We start from the raw sequence: 25,574 nt of genomic DNA, 5'->3' as shown, positions 1-25,574 counted from the left end.
TACGACTTCAAGCTGAAGGAGCGGCCCAATGGTCTACTCAGTTGCAGTAGCGGGAGCTACTGGATATGCGGGTGGAGAAGCAATACGAATTCTCGCAGCGCATCCAGAGTTCAACGTAACTACTGTTGCGGGGCATTCATCAGTGGGCCACAAGCTTGGTGAGTATTTGCCACATGTGCCACAACTTGCTGATCTGGTTATCCAAGATTCAACTCCCGAAGTATTGGCACATCACGATGTGGTTATTTTGGCGTTACCGCATGGTGCTTCTGGCCAACTCGCTGCGCATCTTGATGAACATACCATAGTTGTTGATTTAGGTGCAGACCATAGGCTTGAGCAGCGAGAGGCATGGGATGCGTTCTATGGCGGTGATTTCTATGAGCACTGGACCTATGGCATGCCAGAGCTCATCACCGGAACAACCGCATCAGGGCAGTATCTACGTCAGCGCGAAGCATTAGTCGGCGCTCATAGAATTGCTGGGCCGGGCTGCAATGTAACAGCAGTAACTTTGGCAATACAGCCTGCTATTGCACAAGGGCTTGTTGATGGTTCTGCCATTGTGGCTGATCTTGCGGTGGGCTATTCGGGAGCAGGCAAGAATCTCAAACGCATGAACCTACTTGCAGCCGAAGCTTTTGGTTCAGCAACGCCTTATGGTGTTGGCGGTACGCATCGCCACATCCCAGAAATCCTTCAAAATCTGGCACATGCAGCAGGAAGAACTGCGCAGGATGTCAATGATTATGCTGTTTCGTTTACTCCAATACTCGTTCCAATGGCACGAGGAATTCTAGCTGTTGTCAGTGCACCAATGACCGAGCAAGCCATGCAACTCAGTGATGAAGAATTGCATGGCATATGGCAGCAAGCCTATGCAGGTCAACAATTTATGCAGGTATTACCTCTGGGTGTACTTCCCGCCACACAAAACATTGTGGGCTCGAATGCGGCACATCTTCAGGTTGTAGCTGATAGGCCAGCACAACGACTGATTGCATTTGCTGCAATTGACAACTTAAACCGAGGCACAGCAGGTCAAGCTGTTCAGGCATTGAACCTGAGTCTCGGCATTGATGAAGCATGTGGTCTCACACAGATTGGAGTAGCTCCATGAGCGTTACATTTGCACAAGGTTTCCGCGCTGCAGGAGTCGAAGCAGGCATTTCAGCCAAAGAAGGCAAAAAGGATCTTGCTCTCGTCGTCAATGATGGTCCAATCAAGGCTGGTGCAGGCGTTTTTACCGTCAATCGTTTCTGCGCAGCACCAGTGCAATGGACACGTAATGCTATTAAGCAAGGCCGCGTTGATGCCGTTATTTTGAACTCAGGTGGCGCAAACTCTTGCACAGGTACCAAAGGCTATGCGCAGTCGCAAGCCGAAGCAGAACTTGTTGCAAACCTCGTACACACTGAGCCGCAGTATGTAGCCGTATGTTCAACAGGCATGATCGGAGAACTATTGCCGCTCGCCAATGTGCTTGATGGTGCACGAGAGGCCTATGCACAACTCGATTCCACTGAGCAAGCTGGTGTTGATGCATCGCATGCCATTATGACAACCGATACCGTGCCAAAAACCTGCACACGTCAGGGTACTGGATACCGCATTGGTGGCATGGTCAAAGGCGCTGGCATGATTGCGCCACAGTTAGCGACGATGCTGTGCGTTATTACCACGGACGCTCAGGTCAGCGCAGGGCAGTGCCAAGCAGCACTGGCCTATGCCGTAGATCAATCGTTTAACCGTATTGACGTAGACGGTTGCATGTCTACGAACGATACGGTACTGCTGCTGGCCTCAGGCGCCAGCGAATGCGAACCAGATCCAGATGAGTTCAACCAACTCGTTGCAGAAATTTGTGCTGATCTAGCAGCGCAAATTGTTGGCGATGGTGAGGGTTCGAGTCATACAATCCGAATTACAGTCAATCGTGCAAGCAGCGAAGAAGCAGCATTGGCATGTGGTCGCGCAGTTGCGGCATCCAATCTCCTCAAGTGTGCCATCAGCGGTAACGATCCAAACTGGGGACGCATTGTGAGCTCATTGGGCACCGTACCAGAAGATGTTGCTCCATATGATCCTCAAAAGGTCAGCGTTGCTGTGAACGGTGTTTGCATTTGCGACGGTGCAAAACCTGCGCATGATCGATCAGAAGTCAATATGGAAAACCGTGAAGTGCAGATCGATATCACGCTGAACTCGGGTGAGGCGTTGGCAACTGTCTGGACCGACGACCTGACGCACGAGTACGTGCATATTAATGCTGACTACGAAAGCTGACGGAAGATGAGCCAACTTAAAGGACCTGGATATCATCTGGACGTGCACACCGACTTGCGCCCAGACCAGAAGGCTGAAGTACTGATTGAAGCGCTGCCGTGGCTGCAACAATTCGCGGGCAAACGAATCGTAGTCAAATACGGTGGCAACGCCATGATTGACGAACATCTGCAGCAGTGCTTTGCGCAAGACATGGTGTTCCTGCGTCAAGTGGGGCTGCACCCGATTGTTGTGCACGGGGGAGGACCACAGATCTCTCGCATGCTGCAGTCACTTGGCATTAAATCAGAATTCCGAGGTGGCTTGCGCGTTACCACGCCAGAAGCAATGGACGTGGTGCGCATGGTGCTGACTGGAAAAGTTTCACGCGATCTCGTCGGGCTCATTAATGCACATGGTCCGTATGCTGTTGGTCTTTCTGGAGAAGATGGTGGTCTGTTCTCAGCTTCGGTGCGTGAGCCGATTGTGAATGGACAGCCAATTGATGTGGGTCTTGTTGGTGATGTTGTTGGCGTGGATGCGTCGGCAGTGGAAGACCTTGTTATGGCCGGGCGAATTCCAGTGGTGTCATCGGTTGCGCCAGTTGAAGAGGATCCAACAACGGTGCTGAACGTCAATGCAGATTCGGCTGCTGCAGCATTGGCCGCAGCAATTGGTGCCGAAAAGCTCGTTATTCTCACCGATGTTGCAGGCCTGTATGAGGACTGGCCGGATCGTAATTCGTTAATTGATGCGATTGGTGTGGAATCACTGCGTGATCTTCTACCGTATTTGGAAACGGGTATGCGTCCAAAGATGGAAGCATGCGTGCGAGCAATTGACGGTGGCGTGAAAACGGCGCACATCATTGATGGTCGCAAGCCGCATTCGATTCTTAATGAGATTTTTACTACAGCAGGTATAGGCACGATGGTCAGTGCCGGAGAAGGTATGAGTATGCGCAGCAATTATCGAGACTAAACGACGTAGAACAGTTGCAGCACCGAAACAAAAGCCAAGAGCGGGTGCTGCAACAGAACAACTGAGATGCTTGGGAATAGGAGATTGAACAGTGAGTGACAGTCATATAACTGATTCGAATCTGAACGAATCACAGCAGTGGCTTACCCATTACGACGATGTACATATGCATGTGTTTGGCAAGCCGTTGCGTGTTATGGATCATGGTCAGGGTGCGCGTATCTGGGATATTGATGGCAATGAGTATCTCGACTTTTTGGCTGGTATTGCCGTCAACGCACTCGGCTATGCACATCCAGCATGGGTCAAGGCATGTAGCGAGCAGGCAGCGAAAGTAGCGCATGTCAGCAATTATTTTGCAACGAAGCCACAAATTGAACTGGCCCAAAAACTCATTGATCTGGCTGATGCGCCACAAGGTTCGCATGTCTATTTCGGTAACTCTGGTGCCGAAGCCAATGAAGCAGCATTGAAGCTGGCCAAGCTCTACGGCCATACATTGCCAGGTGCAAAAACAGCCGTGGATGGTAAGCCAACTCGTATTTTGGCACTGACACATGGTTTCCATGGCCGTACGATGGGTGCGCTTTCGGCAACCTGGAAGCCAGCTATTCGTAAGCCTTTTGAACCGCTGCTGCCAGATATTGAATTTATTGAAGCCAATAATCTCGAAGCCATGCACGATGCCTTTGCAGAAACTGGTGTTGGCATTTATGGCAAGGGGCCTGTGGCTGCCGTCATTATGGAGCTCATTCAGGGTGAGGCTGGCGTTATGCCATTGGATGCCGACTATGTGCGCGGTGTTCGCAAACTTTGCGATAACCATAAGGCATTGCTCATTATTGATGAAGTGCAAACGGGTATGGGGCGTACTGGCTCGTGGTTCGCATTCCAGCGCGAGGATCTTGGCGGTGTTCGCCCAGATATTGTTTCGTTTGCAAAGGGCGTGGCCGGTGGCTTCCCAATGGGCGGCATTATTGCATTCGGCGAAGAACTGTCTGCCTTGTTCTCAGCAGGTAAGCATGGTTCCACGTTTGCAGGCAACCCATTAGGTGCTGCTTGCGCGTTGGCCACGATTGACACGATTGAACACGATGGCCTGATTAGCAATGCTGAACAGCGTGGTGAACAGCTGCGTCGTCAGGTTATGAACTGTGGCAATAGTTTGTTCACGTCGGTTCGTGGCCGTGGTCTGCTCAATGCAATTACACTCAAGCATCCATGCGCGCATGCAGCTATGGAGTGGGCTCTTGATCATGGCTTGATTATTAATGCCGTTGCACCAAACGCATTGCGCCTTGCGCCACCGCTGATTATTAGCGAGCAAGACGTAGACGAAGCAGTCAATATTTTGAAGCACATTCCAACTGATCTGTCAAATGATTAGTAGATAATACACGACCACACAACAACAGATAAAGGGGTAGTTATGGCCGGCACTTTACGACACATGCTGCGCGACGACGATATTACGCATGACGAGCAGAAGCAGATTCTTGAACTCGGTATGAAGTTCAGGCAGGACCGTCATTATCACATGCCATTTGCAGGACCACAGGGCGTGGCCGTGCTGTTTGATAAACCAAGCACGCGTACACGTAGTAGCTTCTCTGTTGGTGTGGCTGAACTTGGTGGTTACCCGCTCGTCATTGATAAGTCGGGTTCTCAGCTTGGCCGTGGTGAGCCAGTGGCCGATACGGCTCGTGTGCTGACGCGTATGACAAGCGCTATTGTGTGGCGCACCTTTGGTCAGGACCGTGTAGAAACAATGGCTAAATATGCAACGGTGCCAGTCGTGAATGCACTGACCGATGACTTCCACCCATGCCAAGTCCTTGCTGATTTCTTAACAATGGCACAGTTCCAAGGCGGTGTTGATGCATTGCCAGGAAAGACAATTGCCTATGTTGGCGATGCAGCAAACAACATGTCGAACTCGTATCTACTGGCCGGCGCTATTGCTGGTATGCATGTGCGCGTTGCTGGTCCAAACGGATTCCTGCCACGCCAAGACATTGTTGAACAGGCCGAGCGACTCGCCGCAGCCAACGGTGGTTCAATTCTCGTAACCACCGATGCACGTGAAGCAGTTGCTGATGCTGATTGTGTGTTCACTGATACATGGGTGTCGATGGGCGAGGAGGGCGAATATGCAATTCGTTCAAAGCCTTTCTGGCCATATCAGGTCAATGCTGAGCTCATGAGTTTAGCCAAGCCAGACGCACTGTTCCAGCACTGCCTGCCTGCATACCGCGGCAAGGAAGTGACCGAGGATGTTATTGATGGTCCTCAATCAGTCGTCTGGGATGAAGCCGAGAATCGTTTGCATGCACAGAAGGCATTGCTGACCTGGCTTATTGGCCAGCAGCGAGGTGATGCCAGCCTGCTGGAGTAGTACGGAAGTACTGGAACAGCCGCGAACTTACGGTAAATCAGACTGATGAAGGAGTAATCATGCGAGCAGCGCAGGATGCGCACGACATGCACGATGAGGGAGCACAGCCAAGCATGTCAGGCCGACCTGGCACGAAGGCAGCACGATTAAGTGCTATTGAAGAGGCTCTGACTCAACATGTAGTGACATCACAAGCAATGCTTGCTGAGATTCTGCAAGCACAAGGCTTTGAAGTAACGCAAGCAACGTTGAGCCGTGATCTTGATGAGATGAATGCGGTCAAGGTGCATCGTCCTGATGGATCCACTGCCTATGCCATTAGTGAGCAGAACCAAGAGGTATCGGTTAACGGTTTATACAATGCAACGCGCGTAAAAGCGCAAATGGCTAAGGTACTCACTGGCCTCGTAACGTCGGTTGCACACGCTTTTAATCAAGTTATTGTGCACACCAATCCTGGTGCTGCACAGTATGTGGGTAGCGTTATTGACCGATACCCATCCACGAATGTGCTCGGCACTATTGCAGGTGATGACACGCTGCTGTTGATTTGCAAGGATGAGCAAACAGCAACAACTGTTGCAGAGTGGCTTCTTTCGCTTGCATAACCAATAAAGACATAACTGGTACAGGCGTAACCGGCACTTGCATAACCAGTAAATGCATAACTATACAACAACCAAAATCCGAGAATTTCAACGATTGAAATGAATAGTTATGCAGTCGAGTGTATATAATGTAAATAAAGTTCGAAGAGTATTCGCAATGAAGAAAGGGCTTCCATGAGCGAAACGAACACGACGCAAGACAAGAACCGCATTGTCTTGGCCTATTCGGGTGGCCTCGATACGTCGGTTGCTATTCCATACCTGAAGGACCGCACTGGTAAAGATGTGGTCGCTGTGTCTCTTGACGTCGGTCAGGGTGGCGAAAGCCTCGAAACGATTAAGGAACGCGCATTAGCATGCGGCGCAGTTGAGGCATATGTGGTTGATGCTCGTAACGAGTTCGCCAATGAGTACTGCATGATGGCGCTGAAAGCCAATGCTATGTACGAAGATGTGTATCCACTCGTGTCGGCTATTTCCCGTCCACTGATTACGAAGCACTTGGTGCGCGCTGCACACCAGTTCGGCGCCGATACGATTGCACACGGTTGCACGGGCAAGGGCAACGATCAGGTACGTTTCGAAGTCTCGATTCAGTCGATTGATCCAACGCTGAAGGCAATTAGCCCAATTCGCGATCTGTCGCTGACGCGTGACGTTGAAATTGCTTACGCCAACGAGCACAAGCTGCCAATCGTGCAGACCGAGAAGTCGCCATTCTCGATTGACCAGAACGTGTGGGGTCGTGCAATTGAAACGGGCTTCCTTGAGGATCCATGGAATGCTCCTACGAAGGATTGCTACTCGTACACGGACGATCCTGATTTCCCACCTGTTGAAGACGAAGTCGTTATTGAGTTCAAGCAGGGTGTGCCAGTCAAGATTGACGGCCGCGATGTTACGCCGCTGCAGGCTATTGAAGAAATGAACCGCCGCGCAGGTGCACAGGGCATTGGCCGCGTGGATCTGATTGAGGATCGTCTCGTCGGTATTAAGTCACGCGAGCTCTACGAAGCACCAGGCGCTATTGCTCTGATCACGGCACACAAGGAACTCGAGAACTGCTGTCTCGAGCGCGAACAGCATCGCATTAAGCGCGACATTGATAAGCGTTGGGGCGAGCTCGTTTACGATGCACAGTGGTTCAGCCCAGCCGTTAAGTCGCTTAATGCCTTCATTAACGATACGCAGCAGTATGTGTCGGGTGAAATCCGCATGGTGCTGCACGGTGGCCGCGCTGTGGTTGTTGGTCGTCGTTCCGATTCGTCGCTGTATGACTACAACCTCGCAACCTATGATTCCGGTGATTCCTTCGACCAGAACGCATCGAACGGCTTCATCGAGATCTACGGTCTGCCTACGAAGGTGGCTGCAGCTCGCGACGTAAAGTTCGGCAATGGCGTGGAAGTGCCAACGAATACGGTCGAGTAGTCCTAGAGACAACTGGAAAACAAACCGTTGCAAACACGCGGGTTTTCAAAACCGCTGTCGAGTAACTCGAGTAAATCAAATACGTCGTAAGACGTCAGCATTCTCGAGGAAATCGGCGTAATAACACGAATTGTGTTCATGCAGCAGTCGTTATGGCTTGTGTCATAACGACTGCTGCTAGTCTTACGGGAGTAATCACCGCAAGACTGCTTAAGACTTAACCAGTCTGCAAACCAAGGAGGATTGCCGCGATGGCAGAGCAGAACGAACAGCAAGGTGAGCATTTGGCTCTTTGGGGAGGTCGTTTTTCGTCGGGCCCATCACCAGAACTAGCCGCTCTGAGCAAGTCCACGCAATTTGATTGGCGCTTGGCAGACGATGATATTGCTGGTTCGCGCGCCCACGCTCGTGCACTGGGTCACGCGGGTCTGCTGACTCAGGACGAACTTGCGCGCATGGAAGCTGCGCTTGATGAGCTGCAGCGCCAGGTCGATTCGGGCGAGTTCGCTCCAATTGAAGACGATGAAGATGAAGCTACAGCTCTGGAGCGCGGCCTGCTCATGATCGCAGGTGACGAGCTCGGCAGTAAGCTGCGTGCTGGCCGTTCGCGTAACGATCAGATCGCTACATTGATCCGCATGTGGATGCGCCGCAAGGCTCGTTCTATTGCCACGCTTGTGCTCGACGTGTGCGATGCGCTCATTGAACAGTCGCAGGCAGCTGGCAAGGCTGTTATGCCAGGCCGCACGCACATGCAGCACGCTCAGCCAGTGCTGCTCGCGCACCAGCTCATGGCCCATGTGTGGCCACTGCTGCGCGATGTCAAGCGTCTGCAGGACTGGGATCAGCGCTGCGATGCCAGCCCATACGGCTCGGGTGCTCTAGCAGGTAATACGTTGGGCTTGGATCCAACGATGGTGGCTCGTGAGCTGGGCTTCTCGACGGTCACGTCGAACTCGATTGATGGCACGGCCGCTCGTGATCTCGTGGCTGAGTTTGCGTTCATTAATGCGATGATTGGCGTTGATATTTCGCGTATTAGCGAAGAAATTATTATTTGGAACACGCAGGAGTTCGGATTCGTCACGCTGCACGATTCCTATTCGACAGGCTCGTCGATTATGCCGCAGAAGAAGAACCCAGATATTGCTGAGCTCGCTCGTGGTAAGGCTGGCCGTCTTATTGGCGATCTGACTGGTTTGATGACCACGCTGAAGGGCCTGCCAACGGCTTATGCTCGCGATCTGCAGGAAGACAAGGAAGCCGTTTTCGATCAGGTCGATACGCTCGAAGTTGTGCTGCCTGCTTTCGCTGGCATGGTGCGCACCATGCAGTTCGATACGGAGCGTTTGGAACAGGAGGCTCCAACTGGTTTCGCTTTGGCCACCGATATCGCAGAGTGGCTTGTGCGCAACGGCGTTCCATTCCGCCATGCTCACGAGCTTTCGGGCGCTTGCGTCAAAATCGCTGAGGGTCGCGGCGTTGAACTCTGGGATCTGAGTGATGACGATTTTGCTCAGGTATTTGAGGAGTTCCTGCCTGCTGAAACGTCGGCTCAGGTACGTGATGTGCTGTCGACCTCTGGCTCGGTTGCCGCTCGTAATGGCAAGGGCGGTACATCGCCGCTTCGTGTGCGCGAGCAGATTGGTCAGGCTCATGTTGACGTGGAGCAGCTGCGCGGTTTTGCGCACTCTAAGTGCAGCGGCCCAGCTTTCCACACGCCAAAGGCCTGAGTTCACGCCAGTTTTGATCAGCTCAGATCTACAGTTCGTAGGTTTCTTAAGCTGAGCACAAGTTTTTCAAGAGTCCCGGAAGTTTTTCGGGACTCTTTGTGTTGTACGGGGTACAAGTACTTCACGGTTCTGGCAAAGCTGACAGTGCCGCCGCAACTACAGAAAAGGTGAGTTTTGACCTATTTATCGGACGAGCGTATTGAGCAAATTGTTCAGCACTATGGTGCCGAGATTTTAGATCACGACAACATGCAGGTTATGCAGGACGCTTTCCAGCATGGCCGCATCAGTACGTACGATCACTCTGTACGCGTCGCCTGTTTAGCCGTTAAACTCGCCGACCGTCTTCATTTATGGCGGCGAGTTGATTTGAAATCTCTCGTTCGTGCGGCCTTACTTCATGATTATTTTCTTTATGACTGGCATCACCACGATGGCGGTACGCACCGCTGGCATGGCTTCAGGCACGGCCGTACTGCGGCAACGAACGCGCATAGGGATTTCAACCTCAATCATGTGGAGCACAACAGCATCCATCGCCACATGTTCCCATTAACGCCAATTCCACCAAAACATATAGAAGGTTGGCTCGTCACTTTTGCCGATAAAATCAGCGCCACTGTAGAGACACTGTTCCATAGGTGAAATTGCGCAAACGCCTAGGTAATCGTGTCAAGTGTCTTTGAGATGATGAGACGTTGTGCGGCTTAAATGCGCGCATATCTGTTACAACACATGTTTTTCATGCAATATCTGAAAAGGGGTGGCCCTGCATGGCTCACGTCATTGATTTCAAACAGGCCGGATTTGATTCGGTACTCGATGAACTGGAATGGCGAGGGTTGGTCAATCAGTCCACAGACCGTGACCGACTCGCCGCAGCGTTGAACGGAGACCCCATTACCTATTATTGCGGTTTCGATCCAACGGCTGCATCTCTGCACATCGGCAATTTAGTACAGCTTATTCTTATGCGCCACCTGCAAGAAGCAGGCCATCATGCAATCGCACTGGTGGGTGGTGCAACGGGTCTTATTGGTGATCCACGTCAGTCGGGTGAGCGCACGCTCAACGACAAGTCGATTGTGGCTGAGTGGGCAGAACGTCTGAAGCGCCAGATCGGCAGCATTCTCGTTGTCGACGGTCCTAACGCTGTGCAGTTCGTGTCGAACTACGACTGGACTGCCAACATGAGCGTTATCGACTTCCTGCGTGATGTCGGTAAGAACTTCCGCTTGGGTACGATGCTGTCGAAGGATACGGTTGCTCGTCGTTTGAACTCGGAAGACGGCATTAGCTTCACTGAGTTCAGCTACCAGGTGCTGCAGGGTAACGACTTCCTGCACCTGTACGACGAATACGGCTGCACGCTCGAAACGGGTGGCTCCGATCAGTGGGGCAACCTGACGAGTGGTCTTGACCTGATCCACAAGGTGCGCGGCGTTGACGTGAACGTTATGACGACGCCAATCATCACCGATGCTCAGGGTAAGAAGTTCGGCAAGTCCGAAGGCAACGCTGTGTGGCTCGATGCAGACATGCTGAGCACCTACAAGTTCTACCAGTTCTGGGTAAATCGTCCTGATGCAGAAATGGAAAGCCTGCTTAAGGCATTCACGTTCCTGCCAAAGGCCGAGATCGAACGCCTCGTGGAGCAGGTTGCTATTAACCCAGGTGCTCGTGAAGCTCAGAAGACGCTGGCTTGGGAAGTGACGAGCCTTGTGCACGGTGAAGAAGCTACGAAGCATGCAATCGAAGCTTCTACGGCTCTGTTCGGTCGCGGTGGCGATCTTGCAGGCATTAACGCCGACACGCTCGAAGCAGCTCTCGAAGGCGTGAAGGTTGAGCTCGAAGACGGCACGAAGGCATTCGCTGCTGTTGAACCAGATACGCGCATTATTGAGGCAGCTGTTAAGGCTGGTCTGGTCAAGTCGATGTCCGAAGCACGCAAGACGATCCGCAGCGGCGGACTGTATTTGAACAATGTGCGCGTTGAGGACGAAGAAGCGACACTCAATGGCGAAGACTTCTTGCACAACCGTTTCGCGGTGATTCGCCGCGGCAAGAAGTCGATTGGTGCAGTCGAACTGCACTAAAACTGACGTTACTGACACCGCAACTCTGCCCATTTCTGTAGAGTTGCGGTGTCATACTGTGTGCAGGGCGGTATAACGGTTCGCCGCCTTGCTAATTTTGTTTGTAACCGACTGCAAAATCGGTTAGTCATCATCGACGGAAAAAGAGAATCAAGAGGCATCCATGGCAGAGGAACGCGGTTCACGAGGTAACGAGCACGGACGCTCATATGGCAATAACAACCACCGCTCAGGTGGTAACGGACACGGTGGATCGCATCGCCCTAACGGCGGTCACCGTAGCTTCAGGGGTCACGGTAACGGCGGCGACAACGACAACCGTCGTAACAACAACCACGGCAGGCCATCACATAACAAGTTCCGTCGTGATGACCACGCTGGTCAGCATAGGAACGGTGGCTCTGATCGCCGTTTCAACCGCGACGATCGCAACCGCAATAATCAGCATGATCATAACGAGCGTCACTCGAGTGGCGAGCGTAACTTCGACCGCAGCAAGCCAAGGACGGGCAACAAGCGTTACGATTCCAAGCGTAACGATCGTTTCAACCGTTCTGACCGCCGCGATTACCAGGATCGTCGTAACCGTAACGAGCGTAAAGACCGTAATGATCGTCGCGAGTTCACGCAGGAAGAGAAGGCACAGTACCGCGAGCAGAAGCGCCGTGAGTACATGTCGAAGTCGCACCGTAACTCCGATGGCACGGTGAGCTTCCCATCGCAGAACCCATACACGGATCGTCGTCCAGGCGAGCCAAAGATGCCAAAGGGCATCGAATGGTCGATGCTGTCTAAGGAAGAGCGTGAGCGTCTGCGCGGCCTGTCGAAGGAACACGCAGAGAACATTGGTCTGCACATTCTGGCTGCTTACTCGCTCGAAGAGTCTGATCCAGAAGCTGCTCTGGCACACGCAAAGTGGGTTGCTAAGCAGGCTTCGCGCGTTGATTTTGCACGTGAGGTGCTTGCTTTCGTGGCATACCGTCAGGATCAGTACAAACTCGCGCTGCGCGAATTTAAGACTGCTAAGAGGATGAACGGGTATCTTGATTACCTACCGTTCATTGCAGACTGCGAACGCGGTCTGGGCGAACCGAAGAAGGCTATTGAAGTTGCTCTGTCCGATGAGGCAAAGCAGCTCAAGGGCGAGGCTAAGACGGAAATGTTCCTCGTCTATGCAGGCGCATTGGCTGATCTGGAAATGTGGAACCAGGCCATTGAAGTAGTGGCTAAGCTCGCACACGCTAAGGGTCTGCCAGGCGAGTACCGTATGCGTGCTCTGCAGGCTGAGCAGTACTTCCTCGATGAGTCCGGTCGCAGCGACGAAGCCGTTGCTCTGGACGAAATCATTGATAAGTTCGAGGAAAGGTACGCCGACATGGAGCCTGACGAAACTGACGACGATTACGTCGTTGACTATGACGTTGAGGATCTGCCAGAAGATCTGCAAGCAAAGCTTGGTGTGACTGAGGATGACGCTCAGTATGCACCATTCGATGGTAATGATGCCGGCGTCAACAAGGATGACGAGACTGAGGACGACCAGGAAGAAGAACTTTCTGGCGCCGAAATGGATGTGGAGCCAGCTGAGCTCATGGAGCGCAACGAGCGCGACTACGAGAACGGCACTGAAGGCGATCCAGACCTCGACGATGAGAATCGTGACGAGGCTCAGCTCGGTGACGACGAAGATGAAATTCAAGGCGAGATGGAGTGACCCTAGGCGTGCTGCAATCTACAACTCAACCGCTCTGTGAACAATACAAACTTGCTCTGCTCGATCTGGATGGCGTCGTGTATCGCGGCGCTGATCCAATCGAATATGCAGCCGATGGCATTCGAGACGCTGAGTCTCGTGGCATGACGATTGAATATACAACGAATAATTCATCGCGTATGCAGGCCACGGTTGCACAGCAGCTGCAAAGCTTTGGCCTTGGTGTTGAACCTTGGCAGGTTATTACATCGTCGGTGGTTGCAGCACGTATGGTTGCTAAGCATGAGCCTGCTGGCGCTCGAGTACTCGTACTCGGCGCCGAGCATCTACGTCAAGAAGTGGAACGTGCTGGCCTGACTGTAGTCGATTCAGTTCAGGATGAGCCAACGGCTGCAATTCAAGGCTGGTACCCACAGATGACGTGGGAAATGATGGCTCAAATTTCGTACGCAGTGGAGCATGGCGCCGCCTATTACGTGACGAATCGTGATTTGACGATTCCTCGCGAGGCTGGCATTGCTCCAGGCTGCGGTTCTATGATTCAGGCTGTTATTAACGCCACACATGTGGAGCCAATTGCTTCTGCTGGCAAGCCTGAGTCGGCTATGTATGATGAAGCCCGCGAACTCGCTGCTCGTGATGGTGAAGACATGGTTTCTGTTGCAGCATCACTGGCAATTGGTGACCGTCTTGACACCGATATTGAAGCCGGTAACCGCGGCGGTTATGACTCGCTGTGCGTGCTGACTGGTGTTACTGATCACCGTCAGCTGCTGACGGCTCCAGCACATCTGCGTCCAACCTATATTTCAGCTGATCTGCGTGGATTGAGTGAGGCTCAGCCAGAGGTTACCGAGGTCGACGGCGCTTTCGTCTGCCGTAACGAACGCGCTTGGTTCGATGGCAATACGCTTAAAGTTTCGTCGCTGACGAGCGTTGACGCATTGCGTGCTGCTTGCCAGCTCGCTTGGACTGCAGCCGATAAGGGCGTTGATATGAGCGCTATTGAGCTGCCAGATATGGAGCCAGCCGAGTGATTCGCGAACGTCTTGACGTGATGCTCGTAGAGCGCGGACTTGTAAATTCGCGCTCTCGTGCGCAGCGACTTATTGAAGCCGGTCAAGTACTTGTTGATGGCAACGTCGTTACCAAAGCAAGTACGAAGGTCAGCGAAGCGAATCACGTCAGCGTTGATAAAGGCGACGATTATGTGTCGCGTGGCGCATACAAACTCGTCGGTGCATTTGACGAGTTTGGTGATGCCGATCCCGCTTTAGTTGATCCAACTGGACTGAATTGTCTTGATATTGGCGCTTCAACTGGCGGTTTTACGGAAGTGCTGTTACGTAGGGGAGCAGCTCACGTTATTGCGCTCGATGTTGGTCACGGCCAACTCGTGTCTCGTATCGCTCAAGATCCTCGCGTTATTGAGATGAGCGGCACGAATATTCGTGACGTTGAGGCCAGCGACCTTCCGTTCCGTCCGCAAATGATTGTTTCGGACGTCTCATTTATTTCTTTAACATATGTGATTCCTGTGGTTGCACGCATTGCAGCTCCAGGCGCCGCAATTGTTCTGCTCGTGAAGCCACAGTTCGAAGTTGGTCGAGCAGGCTTAGACCATAACGGCATTGTGAAAAACGATGCTCTTCGTCAAGATGCATTACATAGCATTGTGGCCTGTGCTCAGCAGAACGGCTTAACAGTGGTTGGTACTGCCGATTCGCCAATTGAAGGCACACACGGTAATAGCGAATACTTGTTGTACGCCCGTGCCTGATTGCTTGATTTGATCAGTGTAATTACTTGGCTTAGTCAGCGTGATAGCTCGATTTAAGCAGCGTAATTACTTGACCTAATCAGGTTACAGCACCAAGTTGCAACAGTTTAGATTGCTAAGCTATTCAACATTTCTTCGGCATTCGCAAAGCGGGTCTTTCCGCTCTCTACAGTCCGTTCTGCTTCCTGAAATGCTTCTTCGAGCTCGGTATTGTGACGTTGAATAAACTGTTTGGTTGGTGCTGCCGACTGATCCTCAGATCTTGTTGTTCCTGAAGTACCACTCATCAAAATTACCTACTACTAATCAGCGCTTACCAATCAGTGCTTACTAACAAAATCGTAGCAATCGCGGTACCGTTCAAAACTCTGCATAGGTTCAAATGCCATAGGGGATTGGCAATTGCACGGGGATCGACAATGGCTTAGAGGATTGAGCATGGCCTAGGGGTTAGCAACGGTGCGTGTGAAGAATAGCTTTCTCTTTTCGCTATTCCGCATGATGAACTTTGAGATGAAAAGAGTTTTGGATGCTATAACGAAGGGGGTATGTTAGGCCCATAGTCTGGGGAGCTGGACTGCAGATCGAACAAAGGTGTTCCATCTGTGTTTGAGAGAAGGAGACCCCAATGAAGGGCAATTGGAGCAAACGGCTGCTTGCATTTTCTGCCGCATGCTTGGCCGTTACCTTACCAATAACAATAGGTGCAACAGTAGCGATCGCAGAAGATGGAAGTTCAATTCCAATTAATGCTACATATTTTCCTGATGAAGTATTTCGCGAACTCGTGCGTGATGAATGGGATGCAAATCACGATGAAATGCTGACACAGGCCGAGTGTGAGGCTGTTACCATAGTTTCGTTCGATGGATCTCGGAATAATGGATCTACAATTTCTACGTTACAAGGCATAGAATTTGCGCCAAATGTAACGTATCTCGATGTTTCAAACAATACGATCGCATCATTAGATGTGTCGCAGAATCTTAAGTTGAGAACGCTACTGGTAAGAGCAAACAAGCAGATTCAACATCTCGATGTATCGAATCTTACTAATTTGGAATGGATTGATGCGACGAAAACAGATCTGGCAGAACTTGATGTATCACATAATGCCAAACTGTCGAATCTAGCAATATCTTCGAATCGGTTGGAAACAATTGATGTGTCGCAGAATCATGAACTGGAGGAACTGTCTGCGACGGTGAGCAAAATGACATCTTTTGACGCATCACCTAATCCAAAGCTGAAATACCTAAATCTGTCTAACGGCATACTCTCATCACTGAATGTGTCGCAGAATCCTGATCTTGAGGAACTTTCGGTACAAAATAATCAGCTTGGTACGCTTGATCTCTCGGCCAATATTAATTTGGAAGGAATCAACATTGAGAACAATAACTTAACATCGCTCACTTTGCCAGAAAACTCACCACTAGAAGATATGCAGATATCGAATAATAAACTGCCTTCGATTGATGTAACAGGTCTTCCTGACTTACAAGACTTAGATGTTACGAATAACGTTTTAGGTTCGCTCGATGTTTCGAAAAATCCGCAGCTCAAGGAACTAAGAGTTAAAAATAATGGCGTAGGTTCTCTTGATGTATCTCACAACCCTGAACTTCAACTGCTTGATGTTGAGAATAACGGACTTAAGTCGTTGGACATTACATCAAATACCAAACTCCGTGCGTTGTTTGCTCAGATTAACCATTTGACGGCACTCGATCTGTCACACAATGAGACGTTATCGTATCTTTTCGTTTACAATAACGATCTCACGTTCCTCGATTTCCCTCAGACCCATAATGTATACGAAGAGAATATGGGACTAATACATGCCATAGTAATGAACAATCCCTTGTTAGGCATGAGTTATGTGTATGAACCGTATTACTTCGAAACAGGGTCAATTAATGACGAGTCTCGCGCATATCAAACATCACAAAGACAACTGGATCTTGTAAAGGTCGCACCTCAATTAGATCCCGCGAAGATTAGCAATGTACAAGGTGGCAAACTCATTGGCTCGGTGCTGATTGCTCAAACGTATCCAGGAACGGTGACCTATCAATACGATATGGGACAAGGTAAAAAGTGGGATGCAAAGGTCAAGTTTACGGAAACATATAATGCTGTATTTACCGATGTAACTGATGCGACACCTCATCAAGAACATATTTACTGGTTAGCAGATCATAAGATTTCTGAGGGATACAAAAACACTGACGATTGGTATCGCTTCGAGCCGATGACTGATGTGTATCGTCAAGATATGGCTGCATTCCTACGCCGACTGGCTGTTAAGAACAAAATCGGTGATGCCGCAACGTGGAAGCCTACTGCGGCTGATTGGAAGCGCTTTACCGATGTGAGCAAGCAAACACCTCATGCGGAAGATATTCTGTGGCTTGCACATGCGGGTATTTCAACAGGGTATAAGAATGCTCATGGATCCACTCGTTTTGAACCAATGACTGTTGTCTATCGTCAAGATGCAGCGGCATTCTTGCACCGATTGGCCAAGTGCGCTGGCAAAGATGGTGGAGTAACACCAAAGCAGTTTAGCGATGTTACTGTGAAAACGCCTCATGCCGATGATATTGCATGGCTCGGTGGTACTGGTATTTCAACGGGTTATGACAATAAAAATGGTACATGGCGGTTTGAAGGAATGACTCATACGTATCGCCAAGATATGTCGGCATTCTTGCACCGCATCGATGATTACATTAACCAATAGTTACTCAACGTAGAGGAGTAACGAAAAAGCCGTGCATCATACGAACTCTATGATGCACGGCTTCTTGTGTTATCGCTCAAAATAGAGCTGAACGATGTTGAAAGGATCAGCCACGAATAAAGTGATCGATTTGATCCTGCTTGCCCAGAATAATGAGCTCGTCGTTACGATGCATTTCAAGATCATTCGAACCGTAGGCGAACTCGTGAGCAGGAGCCTTCACACCAATAATCGTGATGCCATAACGCTCATTAACATGAGCATCAGCAATTGTGGTGCCAACAGCCCAGCCTGGCGTATGGATCTTAACGACGTTATAGGCACCTTCGAGCTCGATGTAATCCATGTAGTTGCCAGACACCAGATGGCCAACGCGCTTGCCTGCATCAGTTTCTGCGTTAATAATGTGACGAGCGCCAATACGCTGCAGAATACGTGCATGCTCCTTGGACACACTCTTAGCCCAAATATCAGAAATACCAGCATCGAGCAGGTTGCCTGCAGTAATAACCGAAGCCTCAACACTGTCGCCAATAGCTACAACAGCAGTATCAAAATCAGAAGCGTTGAGCTGCTCAAGAGCGAGCACATCAGTGGTATCGGCCTGCACAGTTGGGATCTGCGAGCTCCAACGATTCACGAGTGTTGCATCGCGGTCAACAGCAAGCACATCTTGACCCATAGCGTCAAGCGTCGTTGCAACGGCACTGCCGAAACGGCCAAGTCCCACCACTAACACACTTCTGGTATCTGCCATTGTTGTCCTTTCGAATTAGCCCACAACAATCTGATCAGTTGGGTAACGCACAGCGTCTACGACATGTGGACGGCCTACAGCGTAGGCGATAGTCATTGGTCCGAGTCGTCCAATAATCATTGTGGCTGCGAGAACATAGAGAGCGGCCGGATAGTCGGCGTCGGCGACGCCAACCGAGTAGCCGCCCAAACCAAATGCTGAGCAGGCGTCGAACAGAGCGTGACTGAACGACACATCTTCAATCATCATCAACGAAACGGAAGCGACGAACACCAGTGCTAAGCAGCTGACTGTAATCGAAATAGCGGTCATAACCACACGCATATGAATACGACGATGGAACACGTTGACATCAGCGTGACCCGAGAAAGCCGTCTTGCAGACGAGGAAGATCACAGCCAGCGTCGTCACGCGAATACCGCCAGCAGTCGAGGTTGAGCCGCCGCCAATGAACATAACCATGCTCATAAAGACCTTCGTTGGCTCACTCACCTTTGGTACCCATGACAGATCAAAGCCCGAACTACGCGGCATAACAGCGGCCACAACACCGCGGCGCATACGCTCTTCAATACCAGCGTTGTGGAACAGTGCCTGATTGTTCCACTCCACAATAAGGAACCAGAACAGCGAAATCAGCACAATAATAAACGTCGTCAGCAGCGTAACCTTCGTGTGCAGGTTCAGACGACGAACGCCCTTGTGCTGGCGGGCGGTACGCACGAGATTCAAAATAACAGGGAAACCAAGCGTGCCACAGAATGCGCTCAACATAATTGGCATGCCGACTTCCCATTTATCAACGTACAGGCCAGCGCCATCTGGAGTGAAACCTGCGTTGTTATATGCCATAACGGCGAAGAACAGTGCTTCCCAGAGTGACTTGCCCACGTTGCTCTTATTAACGCTGAGCAGGCCAGGGAACAACGAAACGAAAGTAATGGCCTCAATCGAGAACGTAATCGTCAGCACCACGTTGAGAACGCTGCGGATCTCGTTGAGCTTGTTGGTGCCGAGTTCGGTTGCAGTCAGCAGACGCTGCGTAGCCTTCAAGTGGTGATTCACTGCCAGAGCAATCATCGAAGCGAAGGTCATCACACCAAGGCCGCCCATCTGCACGGCAACAATCAGCACGATCTGGCCGAAAATAGACCAGTGCTGTGTGGTGTTCACAATCGAAATACCGCACGTAGAAAGTGCAGAAACTGCGGTAAAGAATGCCGTGGAGAATGGTGTCGATTTGCCACTGCTACTTGCAGCAGGTGTCAGCAGTAATGAGGTGGCAATAAAGATTAACGACATGAAGTAAATAATCGTTAACTGGCCAGGATGCGAGCTAATGCGATAAACGATGCCACGTTTACGAGGCATACGTTCTTCTTGAGCTTCGCGGCTAAACGAATCGCCAGAAAACCACCAGGCATAACCATCAGAACGGCGTGAGCTAGGTCGATCGAAGGGATTGCGTGCCATGAATAGCCTCTCCTTCAATCATCTTCTCTGGCCGCGGGGTAGCGGCGCTTGTTTCTTACCTGTTGTATGCAAGTGCACATTCTGAAGAGGCTGCCAAAAAAGCTGCAGCATTCTTCACAAAACTGTTAACGTAACACTATTGTAGGAGAACTCACGCCAATCTGCTGATACATCCAGTCATAAACACCCCAGAGGGGGTAAGGTAGAGTTCGCTAGATAGCCATGGAGTAAATCAAAGGAGACGCAATGGAACGAACCCGACTTGCGGTCGTTGTCACACATCCAAAGCTACGTCATCATGGCAATATTGTTTCCGAAACAGTGCACAAACTTGAAGAACAAGGTTTTGAAGTTCAGGTTATTGATAACTTCGATGCTCCTGAATTTGGCGGAATAACAACCAAAGTTGATCCACGCTCAGAAATCGTGGTCGTGCTGGGCGGTGATGGCACGATTCTGCGCGCCACGGAGCTCACACATTGCACCGATGCACCAATTCTTGGTATTAATTTGGGCCATGTTGGATTCTTGGCTGAGTTTGAAAGTTTCCAGCTTGACGATGCAATCGCTCGCATTAGTGCGCGTGACTATGCTGTGGAAGAACGTCTCGTTGCACACATTGATGTGTGGCTACCAGGTGCCGATAAGCCACTCGTGGATTGGGCACTGAATGATGTCACGCTCGAACGCGCCGATCGCGGCAAAATGGTTGAACTGTCGATTGCCGTGGACGGCGTAGAAATGAGCTCGTTCGGCTGTGACGGCATTATTGTTTCCACACCAACAGGATCAACGGCCTATGCATTCTCGGCAGGCGGTCCAATTATGTGGCCAAATGTTGAAGCGCTACTTATGGTGCCGTTGGCTGCTCATGCCTTATTTGCACGCCCAGTGGTTATTGGCTCAGACTCGACGTTCTCGTTCTATATTTCTGAAGACTCGGCTTCAGAAGGTTGGATTTGCTGCGATGGTCGTCGCGGTCGCAAGCTGCCAAAGGGTACGCGTATTGATGTGCGCCAGTCGTCAGCACGCTTGAAGCTTGTGTCGCTTTCGCAGGTACCATTCACTACGCGACTTGTGACGAAGTTTGATTTGCCAGTGGTTGGTTGGCGTGAACAGGCCAATATTGACCACAAGAGGCAAGATGCAACAGGCGAGTGCCCAGGCTCGTGCAATATTGCTGCGCATAACCATGCCAAGCTGAATCCTGACTATCTGCAGCAGCATGAGCAAAAACCAGTGCCAGATATTACGCGTGAATCACAAGGCCATCGCGTCCGTGAAATTAATGCAGCACACGTGCGCGGAGCATCCTTGCGTGGACTGGTAGACTATGACGATGTGCAACTCGACTAGTTATTTGAGACTAACCTGCATGCCACGTAATCGCATGTAACTCATATGACACCGACCAGTCGAAGCAACGCACAGAAGGACCTGCATGCTCGAAGAACTTGAACTGACCGATTTAGGACCAATTCCGCATGCCACAATTCAGCCGTCACCGGGAATGACGGCAATTACGGGCGAAACGGGTGCTGGTAAGTCAATGCTGCTGAGTGCATTGAAACTTATTGGCGGTGGTCAAGCCGATGCTACGCGAGTACATCCAGGATCAATTCGAGCATGGGCACAAGGTGTGTTTACCGTCAGTGACACCTCGCAGGCTATGGCTGTTGCTCGTGATGCTGGCGCTGAAGTTGAAGACGACGAGCTGTATTTGTCACGTACGGTTCCAGTGCAAGGGCGTTCGCGTGCTGTGCTCAATGGTCGCACAGTGCCGCGCAGTGTGCTCGCACAGGTTTCTGAACACTTAATTACAATTCACGGTCAGGCTGATCAGCTGCGTATTGCGTCGGCCTCACGCCAGCGTGAATTCCTTGATCGTTTTGCTAATAACAGCAAGCAGCGCAAGGCGTTTAGCGATGCATGGCAGGCCTATTGCACGGTGAATGAACGCTTAGAACGTTTGCGCACGCAAGAAGCTGATATGGTGCAGCGCGCCGATTATTTGCGTGAATCCATTGCTCGTATTGATCAGGCTGATCCTCAGGCTGGTCAGCTCGACGAGCTGAAAGAGCGTCGTACGCGTATTGAAAATGCCGCACAGATCGAGGAGGGCGTTTCGCTCGCTTTGGCGGCTCTGGACGGTAGTGCTGAAGACGATGCCCAGGGTGCAGTAGATCTGCTTGGTCATGCAGCAAACGCACTGCGTTCTATGCATTTGGGCGGTGTTTTTGACGAGCTAGCCACGCGTTTGGAATCAGCTGGTGCAGAGCTCGACGATGTGCGCTTTACATTGGCTCAGCAAATGCCCGACCATGAAGAAACCGCCAACCTTGATGAGCTCAATGCTCGTATTCATGAGCTTGGCGAATTAGTCCAGCGCTGGGGACCAACACTGGAAGACGTTATTGCTTGGCGCGATCAGGCTCGATTAGATGTAGAAGACTTGGACGCTTCGCCAGAAAAGCTTGAGGCATTGGAGGCTGAGCAGGCCAAGCTGCTCAAGAAAGCACAGCAGTGTGCGAAGGCGCTTAATTCATCGCGCGTGAAGGCAGCGCAAGAGCTGTCCACTCATGTGACTGAAGAACTTGGTTCGCTAGCCATGGCTGGCGCTCAGCTCGACGTGCAAGTGCACCGTAGGGAAGAGCTTGACGCTACGGGCGGTGACGATATTGAATTCCTGTTCCGTCCATTCCCTGATTCGCCAGCACTGCAAATGGGCAAGAGCGCGTCGGGCGGTGAGTTGAGCCGTTTGATGCTCGCTATGGAGCTGACGGCCGCTTCCGCCAAGCTGCATGATGATGAAGCAGCAAGCGATGCTATGACGTTTATTTTCGACGAGGTTGACGCTGGCGTTGGTGGCAAGGCCGCTGTGGAGCTCGGCCGCCGCTTGGCCATGCTGGCTCAGAACGCGCAGGTGATTGTGGTGACGCACTTGCCACAGGTAGCGTCGTGGGCTGGTCGTCAGTTCGTTGTGACGAAGGGTGATGGTCCTGGCGGTATTGAGACGACGGTTCGCCGCGTAGAAGGTGAGGAGCGTCTCGAAGAAATTGCCCGTATGCTGTCTGGCTCAAGTACGCAAACATCGCGTGCCCACGCCAAGGAATTGCTCAAAGATTCGCAGCTTGATTAATTCAGCTCGAGTAAAAGAGCTCAATTCATTCGGTACCCCGATTTTTCCGATACTTTGATTCATCCGAAACGAAGGAGAGTGCAATGGAACCACGAGTTGAACAGGTAAACGCTGGTAAAGCCGCGATTTTCGATCTCGATGGCACGTTACTGGACTCTCTGGGTGTGTGGAAAAAGGTTGACGAGATCTTCCTCGCTCGCCGTGGTTTTGAAGTGCCTGACGATTACATGCAGGCCATTGCGCCACTGCAGTTCCGCGAGGTCGCTGCGTACACAATTGAGCGTTTCGGCTTGGACGAGACTGAAGACGCGCTCATGCAGGAGTGGGATGAGCTCGCTGCCTACCAGTACACACACGAGGTGCAAACGAAACGTGGAGCTGCTGAATATTTAACGTGGCTCAAGCGTTCGGGAGCCAAGCTTGCTGTGGCGACGACGCTTTCCGCTGTGCTGCGCAAGCCAGCGCTCGTTCATGTTGGGTTGTGGGGTTTGTTCGACGAAGTCGTTGGCGTCGAAACCGTTGCGCATGGCAAGGGTGAGCCAGATATTTATTTCCGTGCAGCCGAACTCGTAGGTATTGAACCCGCACATTGCACAGTATTCGAGGACTTGCTGCCAGCAATCCGATCGGCTAAGCGTGCTGGTATGCAGGCCTACGGCGTCTACGACAAGTCGTCAAAGATGTTATGGAACCAGATTGAGCAAGAAGCCGACGGTACGATTTTCGACTTTACGCAAGCGCCACGTGAACTCGTCTGAGCACAGCACGATGGCCACGCACTCATTGACTTGAGAACTGTGCACTCATCAATTTGAGTTGTTGCTGAGATACGTTAAACGTTTCTATACCAGTGATGCCCGCCAGTTCTAGAACCGGCGGGCATCACTGTTCAGTAGTTATCTTATTTCAGAGCTGTGCTGCTGAATCAGCAACAAACTGTTCCATACCAGCAACCGGTACATCGTCGCGGAAGCGTACTTCTGCGGTTTCAAGATTGCGCAGCATGGCAGGAATTGGCGTACCTGTAGCCTTCGAAAGCACATCCATGCATTCGAAATCAGTACCCGTAGCATCAAGACCAAGCGACTCGTTGACGACGCGAGGGAACTTGTATGGGCTAGCCGTAGCCAACAGCACACGAGGCACCTCAGGATCACGAGGCATCTGCTGCATAACGAAGTAACCGCATGCCGTATGTGGGTCAATAACATACTGATGCTTGTTCCAGCAATCAGCAATCATTTCACGGACCTGATCTTCGTTAGCCCAGCCCGTGTTGAACACGTGACGAATCTTCTGCAGCAGCATTTCCGGCACTTCGAAAGCACCCCATTCGCGCAGATCGTTCATGCAATCAGCAACCAAGTTTGGATCATTGCACGACAAGTAATAGAGCATGCGCTCCAAGTTCGAGGAAACGAGAATATCCATAGAAGGAGAAATCGTTTCGTAGAACGGACGCTGCTTGTTATAAGTGCCAGACACCAAGAAATCGAACAGCACATTATTACGATCCGAAGCCACCACAAGGTCACGCACTGGCAGGCCCATGCGCTTGGCATAGTAGCCAGCAAGCACATTACCGAAGTTGCCCGTTGGCACCACGAACTCAACCTCGTCGCCAACCTTGATCTTGCCTGCTTCGAGCAGTTGTGCATAGGCCGCGAAGTAGTAAACCACCTGTGGCACCAAACGGCCGATGTTAATCGAGTTTGCGGAGGACAGCTTCACATGGTGTTCAGCAAGCTGCTCAGCAAATGCGGCGTCACCGAAAATGCGCTTGACCTCAGTCTGTGCATCATCAAAGTTGCCATCAACAGCGCTAACATGCACGTTGTTGCCTTGCTGCGTCGTCATCTGCAGCTCTTGCACACGGCTGACTTTGCCCTGAGGATAAAACACAGTAATGCCCGTGCCAGGAACATCAGCGAAACCAGCAAGAGCAGCCTTACCCGTATCACCTGAAGTAGCCGTAACAATCATGATCTGCTCGTTTGGATCAGACTCTGGCTTCGTGCACGCCATAAAACGAGGCAGAATCTGCAGTGCTACATCCTTAAATGCGCAGGTAGGACCATTGAAGAGCTCCAACACATAGTCAGAACCAACCTGCTTCAATGGCGTAATGCGCTCATCAGACCACTGTGCACCATAAGCACGCTCAATGCAGTCGCGCAGCTCCTGCTCACTGAAGTCATCAAGCAGCAAGCTCAGCACTTCATAAGCAATTTGCTGATAGCTTTTTCCTGGCAGCTCAGCCACATTCACATTGGCATTACCTAATGCGTCAGTAACAAACAGGCCGCCATCATCAGCAATGCCTTTACGAATAGCCTGCTTGGCTGTCAATGAATCCGTTGTGCTTCTAGTGCTGTGGAACTTATTCACTATATGCTTGCCTTTCTGAGCAAACGAGTGTTTAGGACTGCGAACCAGTCTAGCGGCACACCGTGGAG

General features: G+C 51.2%; 21 protein-coding genes. 17 read left to right on the top strand and 4 right to left on the bottom strand.

All coding sequences use genetic code 11. The features are described from left to right. Positions 1-28 precede the first annotated feature (28 nt). The 13 genes from argC (at position 29) to D2E26_RS03565 (ending at position 15,003) form a co-directional block, all read left to right on the top strand. The gene (argC, locus tag D2E26_RS03625; protein WP_125963278.1) at positions 29-1,120 is read left to right on the top strand and encodes an N-acetyl-gamma-glutamyl-phosphate reductase; all 1,092 of its coding nucleotides are present in this window, start codon (positions 29-31) and stop codon (positions 1,118-1,120) included. After that, entirely contained in the window at positions 1,117-2,286 is a 1,170-nt protein-coding gene (gene argJ, locus D2E26_RS03620) for a bifunctional glutamate N-acetyltransferase/amino-acid acetyltransferase ArgJ (RefSeq protein ID WP_125963277.1), read from the top strand. Before argC ends, argJ begins: the two co-directional genes overlap by 4 nt. Positions 2,287-2,292: 6 nt before the next feature. Beyond that, a complete protein-coding gene (argB, locus tag D2E26_RS03615) occupies positions 2,293-3,246 on the top strand; it encodes an acetylglutamate kinase (protein WP_125963276.1) in 954 nt (317 codons plus the stop codon). A gap of 121 nt (positions 3,247-3,367) precedes the next feature. Then, positions 3,368-4,633: an acetylornithine transaminase gene (locus D2E26_RS03610; protein WP_420897201.1), complete on the top strand. Its 1,266-nt coding sequence runs from the start codon at positions 3,368-3,370 to the stop codon at positions 4,631-4,633. A 42-nt stretch (positions 4,634-4,675) separates the two neighbouring features. Continuing rightward, positions 4,676-5,641 carry an ornithine carbamoyltransferase gene (gene argF / locus D2E26_RS03605; protein WP_125963275.1) on the top strand — a complete coding sequence of 322 codons (966 nt, stop codon included), beginning with the start codon at positions 4,676-4,678 and terminating at the stop codon, positions 5,639-5,641. Positions 5,642-5,727: 86 nt separating this feature from the next. Next, positions 5,728-6,249 carry an arginine repressor gene (gene argR / locus D2E26_RS03600; protein ID WP_125963414.1) on the top strand — a complete coding sequence of 174 codons (522 nt, stop codon included), beginning with the start codon at positions 5,728-5,730 and terminating at the stop codon, positions 6,247-6,249. Positions 6,250-6,423: 174 nt separating this feature from the next. Next, positions 6,424-7,680 (top strand): argininosuccinate synthase, encoded by a 1,257-nt coding sequence (locus tag D2E26_RS03595; protein ID WP_125963274.1) that lies wholly within the window; start codon positions 6,424-6,426, stop codon positions 7,678-7,680. A 251-nt stretch (positions 7,681-7,931) separates the two neighbouring features. Then, positions 7,932-9,413 carry an argininosuccinate lyase gene (argH, locus tag D2E26_RS03590; protein ID WP_125963273.1) on the top strand — a complete coding sequence of 494 codons (1,482 nt, stop codon included), beginning with the start codon at positions 7,932-7,934 and terminating at the stop codon, positions 9,411-9,413. Between the two features lie 174 nt (positions 9,414-9,587). Further along, positions 9,588-10,058 (top strand): HD domain-containing protein, encoded by a 471-nt coding sequence (locus D2E26_RS03585; RefSeq protein ID WP_241218840.1) that lies wholly within the window; start codon positions 9,588-9,590, stop codon positions 10,056-10,058. 128 nt (positions 10,059-10,186) lie between these two features. Continuing rightward, a complete protein-coding gene (gene tyrS / locus D2E26_RS03580) occupies positions 10,187-11,509 on the top strand; it encodes a tyrosine--tRNA ligase (protein WP_125963272.1) in 1,323 nt (440 codons plus the stop codon). Positions 11,510-11,672: 163 nt separating this feature from the next. Beyond that, positions 11,673-13,223: a tetratricopeptide repeat protein gene (locus tag D2E26_RS03575; protein WP_125963271.1), complete on the top strand. Its 1,551-nt coding sequence runs from the start codon at positions 11,673-11,675 to the stop codon at positions 13,221-13,223. An 8-nt stretch (positions 13,224-13,231) separates the two neighbouring features. Continuing rightward, positions 13,232-14,260: an HAD-IIA family hydrolase gene (locus D2E26_RS03570; protein ID WP_125963270.1), complete on the top strand. Its 1,029-nt coding sequence runs from the start codon at positions 13,232-13,234 to the stop codon at positions 14,258-14,260. Continuing rightward, on the top strand, positions 14,257-15,003 hold the full coding sequence (locus D2E26_RS03565; RefSeq protein WP_277599555.1) for a TlyA family RNA methyltransferase: 747 nt from the start codon (positions 14,257-14,259) through the stop codon (positions 15,001-15,003). The genes D2E26_RS03570 and D2E26_RS03565 overlap by 4 nt, the downstream gene beginning before the upstream one ends. Before the next feature lie 107 nt (positions 15,004-15,110). Here the strand turns inward: D2E26_RS03565 and D2E26_RS03560 are convergent, their stop codons facing one another. After that, positions 15,111-15,290, bottom strand: a complete 180-nt coding sequence (locus D2E26_RS03560) for a hypothetical protein (RefSeq protein WP_125963269.1) — start codon at positions 15,288-15,290, stop codon at positions 15,111-15,113. 341 nt (positions 15,291-15,631) lie between these two features. Here D2E26_RS03560 and D2E26_RS03555 point away from each other — a divergent pair, with 341 nt between their 5' ends. Next, positions 15,632-17,749, top strand: a complete 2,118-nt coding sequence (locus D2E26_RS03555) for a leucine-rich repeat domain-containing protein (protein WP_125963268.1) — start codon at positions 15,632-15,634, stop codon at positions 17,747-17,749. 106 nt (positions 17,750-17,855) lie between these two features. Here D2E26_RS03555 and D2E26_RS03550 read toward each other — a convergent pair whose 3' ends face one another. After that, a complete protein-coding gene (locus D2E26_RS03550; RefSeq protein ID WP_125963267.1) occupies positions 17,856-18,506 on the bottom strand; it encodes a potassium channel family protein in 651 nt (216 codons plus the stop codon). Positions 18,507-18,521: 15 nt separating this feature from the next. After that, positions 18,522-19,979: a TrkH family potassium uptake protein gene (locus tag D2E26_RS03545; RefSeq protein WP_125963266.1), complete on the bottom strand. Its 1,458-nt coding sequence runs from the start codon at positions 19,977-19,979 to the stop codon at positions 18,522-18,524. Positions 19,980-20,225: 246 nt separating this feature from the next. Between D2E26_RS03545 and D2E26_RS03540 the strand changes: the two genes are divergently transcribed. From D2E26_RS03540 to D2E26_RS03530, 3 genes are all read left to right on the top strand, one after another. Next, positions 20,226-21,335, top strand: a complete 1,110-nt coding sequence (locus D2E26_RS03540) for an NAD kinase (RefSeq protein WP_241218839.1) — start codon at positions 20,226-20,228, stop codon at positions 21,333-21,335. Between the two features lie 85 nt (positions 21,336-21,420). After that, positions 21,421-23,118: a DNA repair protein RecN gene (gene recN / locus D2E26_RS03535; protein ID WP_125963265.1), complete on the top strand. Its 1,698-nt coding sequence runs from the start codon at positions 21,421-21,423 to the stop codon at positions 23,116-23,118. 83 nt (positions 23,119-23,201) lie between these two features. Then, entirely contained in the window at positions 23,202-23,876 is a 675-nt protein-coding gene (locus D2E26_RS03530; protein WP_125963264.1) for an HAD family hydrolase, read from the top strand. A gap of 148 nt (positions 23,877-24,024) precedes the next feature. Here D2E26_RS03530 and thrC read toward each other — a convergent pair whose 3' ends face one another. Continuing rightward, complete coding sequence (gene thrC, locus D2E26_RS03525) at positions 24,025-25,506, bottom strand: threonine synthase (RefSeq protein ID WP_125963263.1); 1,482 nt, start codon at positions 25,504-25,506, stop codon at positions 24,025-24,027. Positions 25,507-25,574 lie beyond the last annotated feature (68 nt).

This window comes from Bifidobacterium dolichotidis (genome assembly GCF_003951975.1).
GTDB lineage: Bacteria > Actinomycetota > Actinomycetes > Actinomycetales > Bifidobacteriaceae > Bifidobacterium > Bifidobacterium dolichotidis.
Note: the sequence above shows the minus strand (reverse complement) of the source record. Positions and strands in the feature narration are given on the sequence as shown.

Coding starts and splice junctions, on each gene's coding strand:
- argC (WP_125963278.1), top strand. CDS start 29: ATGGTCTACTCAGTTGCAGTAGCGGGAGCTACTGGATATGCGGGTGGA.
- argJ (WP_125963277.1), top strand. CDS start 1,117: ATGAGCGTTACATTTGCACAAGGTTTCCGCGCTGCAGGAGTCGAAGCA.
- argB (WP_125963276.1), top strand. CDS start 2,293: ATGAGCCAACTTAAAGGACCTGGATATCATCTGGACGTGCACACCGAC.
- argF (WP_125963275.1), top strand. CDS start 4,676: ATGGCCGGCACTTTACGACACATGCTGCGCGACGACGATATTACGCAT.
- argR (WP_125963414.1), top strand. CDS start 5,728: ATGCACGATGAGGGAGCACAGCCAAGCATGTCAGGCCGACCTGGCACG.
- D2E26_RS03595 (WP_125963274.1), top strand. CDS start 6,424: ATGAGCGAAACGAACACGACGCAAGACAAGAACCGCATTGTCTTGGCC.
- argH (WP_125963273.1), top strand. CDS start 7,932: ATGGCAGAGCAGAACGAACAGCAAGGTGAGCATTTGGCTCTTTGGGGA.
- tyrS (WP_125963272.1), top strand. CDS start 10,187: ATGGCTCACGTCATTGATTTCAAACAGGCCGGATTTGATTCGGTACTC.
- D2E26_RS03575 (WP_125963271.1), top strand. CDS start 11,673: ATGGCAGAGGAACGCGGTTCACGAGGTAACGAGCACGGACGCTCATAT.
- D2E26_RS03560 (WP_125963269.1), bottom strand. CDS start 15,290: ATGAGTGGTACTTCAGGAACAACAAGATCTGAGGATCAGTCGGCAGCA.
- D2E26_RS03555 (WP_125963268.1), top strand. CDS start 15,632: ATGAAGGGCAATTGGAGCAAACGGCTGCTTGCATTTTCTGCCGCATGC.
- D2E26_RS03550 (WP_125963267.1), bottom strand. CDS start 18,506: ATGGCAGATACCAGAAGTGTGTTAGTGGTGGGACTTGGCCGTTTCGGC.
- D2E26_RS03545 (WP_125963266.1), bottom strand. CDS start 19,979: ATGGCACGCAATCCCTTCGATCGACCTAGCTCACGCCGTTCTGATGGT.
- D2E26_RS03540 (WP_241218839.1), top strand. CDS start 20,226: ATGGAACGAACCCGACTTGCGGTCGTTGTCACACATCCAAAGCTACGT.
- recN (WP_125963265.1), top strand. CDS start 21,421: ATGCTCGAAGAACTTGAACTGACCGATTTAGGACCAATTCCGCATGCC.
- D2E26_RS03530 (WP_125963264.1), top strand. CDS start 23,202: ATGGAACCACGAGTTGAACAGGTAAACGCTGGTAAAGCCGCGATTTTC.